8 protein-coding genes are annotated in these 4737 nt (G+C 46.4%); 3 read left to right on the top strand and 5 right to left on the bottom strand.

Annotation, left to right across the window (positions count from 1 at the left end; translation table 11 throughout):
• Positions 1–119: 119 nt before the first annotated feature.
• The 3 genes from AB7U36_RS18640 to AB7U36_RS18630 all read right to left on the bottom strand — a co-directional run bounded on the left by AB7U36_RS18640 (position 120) and on the right by AB7U36_RS18630 (position 1455).
• Positions 120–464 carry a DsrE family protein gene (locus AB7U36_RS18640; RefSeq protein ID WP_428161161.1) on the bottom strand — a complete coding sequence of 115 codons (345 nt, stop codon included), beginning with the start codon at positions 462–464 and terminating at the stop codon, positions 120–122.
• Between the two features lie 202 nt (positions 465–666).
• The gene (locus AB7U36_RS18635) at positions 667–1116 is read right to left on the bottom strand and encodes a hypothetical protein (RefSeq protein WP_428161160.1); all 450 of its coding nucleotides are present in this window, start codon (positions 1114–1116) and stop codon (positions 667–669) included.
• A gap of 138 nt (positions 1117–1254) precedes the next feature.
• Positions 1255–1455, bottom strand: a complete 201-nt coding sequence (locus AB7U36_RS18630) for a hypothetical protein (RefSeq protein WP_004070962.1) — start codon at positions 1453–1455, stop codon at positions 1255–1257.
• A 97-nt stretch (positions 1456–1552) separates the two neighbouring features.
• On the opposite strand from AB7U36_RS18630, the gene mobB reads away from it, so the two are divergent.
• Together mobB and AB7U36_RS18620 are read left to right on the top strand one after the other, a co-directional pair.
• Positions 1553–2104 (top strand): molybdopterin-guanine dinucleotide biosynthesis protein B, encoded by a 552-nt coding sequence (gene mobB / locus AB7U36_RS18625; protein WP_428158997.1) that lies wholly within the window; start codon positions 1553–1555, stop codon positions 2102–2104.
• Positions 2101–2958: a hypothetical protein gene (locus AB7U36_RS18620; RefSeq protein WP_428158998.1), complete on the top strand. Its 858-nt coding sequence runs from the start codon at positions 2101–2103 to the stop codon at positions 2956–2958. The genes mobB and AB7U36_RS18620 overlap by 4 nt, the downstream gene beginning before the upstream one ends.
• A gap of 6 nt (positions 2959–2964) precedes the next feature.
• Here AB7U36_RS18620 and panC read toward each other — a convergent pair whose 3' ends face one another.
• Positions 2965–3813, bottom strand: a complete 849-nt coding sequence (panC, locus tag AB7U36_RS18615) for a pantoate--beta-alanine ligase (protein ID WP_428159000.1) — start codon at positions 3811–3813, stop codon at positions 2965–2967.
• Entirely contained in the window at positions 3813–4001 is a 189-nt protein-coding gene (locus AB7U36_RS18610) for a response regulator transcription factor (RefSeq protein WP_428161162.1), read from the bottom strand. Before AB7U36_RS18610 ends, panC begins: the two co-directional genes overlap by 1 nt.
• A 175-nt stretch (positions 4002–4176) precedes the next feature.
• On the opposite strand from AB7U36_RS18610, the gene AB7U36_RS18605 reads away from it, so the two are divergent.
• Complete coding sequence (locus AB7U36_RS18605; protein ID WP_428161159.1) at positions 4177–4533, top strand: hypothetical protein; 357 nt, start codon at positions 4177–4179, stop codon at positions 4531–4533.
• Positions 4534–4737 lie beyond the last annotated feature (204 nt).

The following is a 4737-nucleotide window of genomic DNA, read 5'->3' as shown; positions in this document are numbered from 1 at the left end:
AAATTGCCTTAAAAAACGCTCTAAACCCCTAACAAGTCTTTTTTTACCATGATTTTTTAATGAAGGTCTTAAAAGGGGGTCAAGGCTATCTTCTTCATATAGGAGAAAATCAGCAGATACTAAATAGTTATGAGTTTTTCCTCTGACTTTAAAATTTGTGTTAAGGTTTCTCCCCAGTATTTTATTTCGATATTTAACCCTTCAAGAATTTTTGTAACGCCAAGTTGATCAGTACACGCTTTACATGCAGTGATATGCACACCCTCTGATTGTGCCTCATTGATCAGATCTTGAATTTTTTTATCGTTGCTCACAAGTTTTGCTGGGGCTCCCCATATGATAATGGTTACGTCATCCCACCATTCTTTTCTTTTGGCGTTAATTGCATACATAAATACCATTTTCTCTGAGGTAATTAAGTTGTCATTTGTCCACAAGATGTTAAGCTTAGTTTTATCATTCATATTTGTTTGTCCATGTTTTTAGTGGGTTGACAGTTAATTCTCTGTTGTATCCTTACGTCATCGTCCATAGAGCTTTGTGAGTAAGAATATACAACTTATTGAAACAGTGTTAATTTATCTTGTGTGTGCCCAGATGAAACCCCTTGCGGATGCAGCCGAAAACCGCCCACAATCAACGCCTGTGGCATGCAGGACAGACCCGCTATTCGATCCGTTCGTAGGACAAGGTCGTACCGCGAGGGATGTATACGTACTCTAGAAAGGTGTCCCCGACCACGGTGAGATGGTAACAAAGAGCATCAGCCTCGTTGGAAACGATGAAGAACTGACCCTGAGGGTCGTGAAAACGCTCTTGGCAATTGTTTACAAACGTCAAGACCCCATTGCTCACGATCTCCTCGTTGTATAGCGACAAGAAGATGTTCCCCTTGATCTCAATGGTTGCGCAGGTATCGCTTCGGGATCGCCAACGGCCTTGCAGTTTGTCGACTTTGCTGACGGAGGGGGCGGCAGTCTTCACCGCGTCAAATTCGCCGCCCGCCTTATTCATCTCCGGTTGTCCCGTCGAACAAGCTGCCACGGCAAGAAGCAGGATGAACGCAAGGAAGGCCCGACAGCATGGGCTATCGTTGATAGACGGTGAGTAACGCATCGAATATTTTCCGGTTCTGGGTTGGCGTGGCCTATGCACGGCTTTCGTCATCGTCCTCCAGGTTCGGCGTCCCACGCAGGGTAGAGAGTCATTGGTTTTCAGGCCGAGCCCAAACACATTCGGTTTGATTCAACTGTGCTATATTGTGTTGTCCTTTGGTAATTTTTCCGGGAATACATCCGGAACCCGTACCAGCATGAGTTCACTTCGACAAAAAGGGCAGAACAGGCTTGCAACATTATTTTCATCCATGATGGATTCTGATTTGAATGTCACTTCAAAGGGATTTGCCCCCGGGAACGAGCAATTATGATTAACGCAAATATAAGATAAATCCATAATATCCTCCTTTTCTTGACTTTTTTACATGTGCATCTTATACCTTAGCCGTATTTAATCCATGGTTCAAGAATAAAAAACATTCAAGGCTGTGTATATGAACAGTAAAAAAACGCCTCGGGTTGTTTTAATTGTCGGCAAATCCAACTCAGGGAAAACCACGTTGATGGAAAAGTTGATCAGAGAGCTCAGCGCACGCGGGTTTCGTGTGGGATCTGTGAAACATACCCATCATAATTTAAATTTTGACAAAAAGGGAAAGGACAGCTGGCGGCATAAAAATGCCGGTGCTGTTGCCTCTCTTATTGTGACGGATACAAAGGTGGCCCTGGTAAAAGAGGATACCCGTCCGGACGAAGAGAAATTTTTTCACTATCTGGGTGATACGGACCTTATTCTTGCTGAAGGATTCAAGACATTGTCTCTTCCCAAAATTGAGGTGTTCAGGAAAAATAGCCCCCATGAAGCACCTTTATGTCTTGAAGACCCTAATCTTGTTGCTTTTGTGACAGATACGGATATCCGGCCCGAAAAAAAAAACTGTTTTGGGTTAGAGGATATAAAATCAATTGCTGATTTGCTTGAACACCATTTTCTTGCTTCATTTTCCAGAAAGTCTCCCCATCAGGCGAGAGCGCTTAACGGATGAAACCCCATCAAATCCTTATTTTAGGGGTCTTTGTTTTGGGCATGACAATGTTTACGGCAAAAGCCTTCCCCAATTGTCTTCAATCCCTTGAAAACGGGCACATAGACTGGACAACCGGCCTTTTTACGGCCACAGGCCATGCATCTCCCGAAATCAATGCCGAAGGCAAGGCTGTGGCCATGCCTGGGTCTGCCAGAGCTTGTGCCACCCGGAACCTGATTGCCATTCTCAAGCAGATCAAAATTTCAGGGGATCTCACGGTTGGGGAATACGCATCAACCCATGATGCCATTCTTGCCGGGATTGAGAAGGTTGCCCAGGATGCCCGGGTTTGCGGTCAACTGTATACATCTGCCCTGGATGTGGAAGTTTGGGTGGAGGCCACATCCTATGGCCGATTTCTTCAACTGGTGCTTCCGGATCACATCCGGGAGATTCCCAAGATCAGCGAACTGAAGCAGGGGTTGGCTGAACCGGTTGACAAGACGCCTTCAGCCGCTGCCAAGCCATATACCGGACTGATTGTGGATGCAAGAATGTTAAATTTTGAGCCCTTACTTTATCCCACCATTGTCAGTGAACAGGGCAGGGAAATCTATTCCTCTGTTTTTATAAGTCGGGAATTTGCCGTTCAAAACGGGGTCTGCGCCTATCTGTGCGACATGGACCAGGCCCTTGCGTCTGCCAGAACCGGTTCAAATCCCCTGGTGGTCAAGGCATTAAGAAAAACCGGGGACAAAACCGGCGCCATTGTGATGAGCATGGCAGACGCCAAAACCCTGGACAGGGAGAGCGAGCGCCACATCTTTTTAAAGGAGTGCCGGGTGATTGTCGTGGTGAAACCGCCGGTGTAAAAAAGATCAGGGCGCTTCAATCAGGGCATTGTCAATCAGCCTTGATTTTCCCACCTGTACGGCCAGGGCCACAAGGGTTTCTGCCTGGACGGTTTCCACCGGCTCAAGGGTCCGGGGATTGCACAATTCAATGTAATCAATCCGGGTGTGCTCAAATGAGAGTATAAAGGCTTCCATCTCCCTGACAAGATCCGGAACAGACCGGATGCCCTTGGCAACCCTTTGTTTTAAAAGGTTGATGGCTTTGGAAAGGCAGACCGCGGAAGTACGCTGCTCCGGCGTAAGATAGGCATTTCTGGAGCTCATGGCCAACCCGTCTTCTTCCCTGATGATCTCCCCGCCGATGATCTGGATATTGAAATCCAGGTCCTTCACCATCTGTCTGATGATGGCAAGCTGCTGGAAGTCTTTTTTCCCGAAAACCGCCACATCAGGCATGACAATGTTGAACAGTTTGGTCACCACCGTGGCCACTCCCCCGAAATGGACAGGGCGGGACCGGCCGCACAGGTACTGGGGAAGATGGTCCAGAGAGACACGGGTCTGGTAGTTTGGCCCGTACATTTCGTTTTTATCCGGAAGGAAAACAGCTGTTACGCCTGCCTGCTGTGCCAGATCCAGGTCATTGCGAATATTGCTGGGATAGGCGTCCAGGTCTTCATTGGGGGCAAACTGGGTGGGATTGACAAAAATGCTCAGGACCAGCTCATCACTCAAAGGCTTGCCTATGTCAAGCAGCGAAACATGTCCTTTGTGAAGGTATCCCATGGTGGGTACAAAACTGATGGTCTTTCCCTCTCTTTTTTTTGCAGCAGACCAGGCCTGCATATCCGCTTTTGTTTTTAAAATATCCATCATCTGTTAAGTTCCTCTTTTACGGCAATGCCCATATCCAATATGGTATAGGGTTTTTTAACAAAGGCTCCTGCTCCTATAGACAGGGCTTTTAATACATCTTCTGATTCCGAATGTCCACTTGCAAGAATGGCTTTCTGGGACGGTCGGATTTTTTTGATCCGTTTGTAGGTCTCAAGTCCGGAAATGGAGAGGGGCCATGACCATGTCTAAAATCAGTAGATTCACAGGGATCTGCATGATGAAATCAAGGATGGATTAAATCTGGCCGTTGGGGAAGCACACCGGCGATATACGAGAATGATCAATTTCAGGGAAGGTTGGCGCGGTCATTTATGGCAGGGGCGTTTTGCATCATTTATCATGGAAGAAAGTTACTTGCTGGCATGCACGCGGTATATCGAGTATAACCCGGTCCGTGCCGGTCTTGTAAAACGTCCTGAACATTGGAAATGGAGTAGCGCCGGGGCGCATATGAATGAAAAGGATGACGTTCTTGTCAAAACAAGACCCTTGCTTGAGATTGTCAAGACATCCTGGGGTAATTTTTTATCTTTGGATATTAAGGAATCTGAAATCGAATTGTTCAGAAAGCATGAACGTAACAGCCGACCGTTGGGAAAAACGACTTTTGTAAAGCAATTGGAGACTATTTTAGAGAGACGGCTCAGGCTAAAGAAGCCAGGTCGAAGGAAAATAGGTAAGGTGTCACCGGATTAGTTAATTAAAATGCACTGAATTTCACCAGTGATCTTGGCGTTCTGTCTCAAAACTACCACCTTGACAAAGCGTACGGCATGCCGTACAGTTATGTTGGTTTAAGATACAAGGAGGTATATATGAGAATATTATCGGTAACAGAAGCCCGTTCAAATCTCTACAGGCTTATTGATCAGACATCATCATCCCATGAGCCAATTATCA

The sequence above is a fragment of the Desulfobacter sp. genome (assembly GCF_050177295.1).
This window is presented reverse-complemented; position numbering and strand designations above follow the sequence as displayed.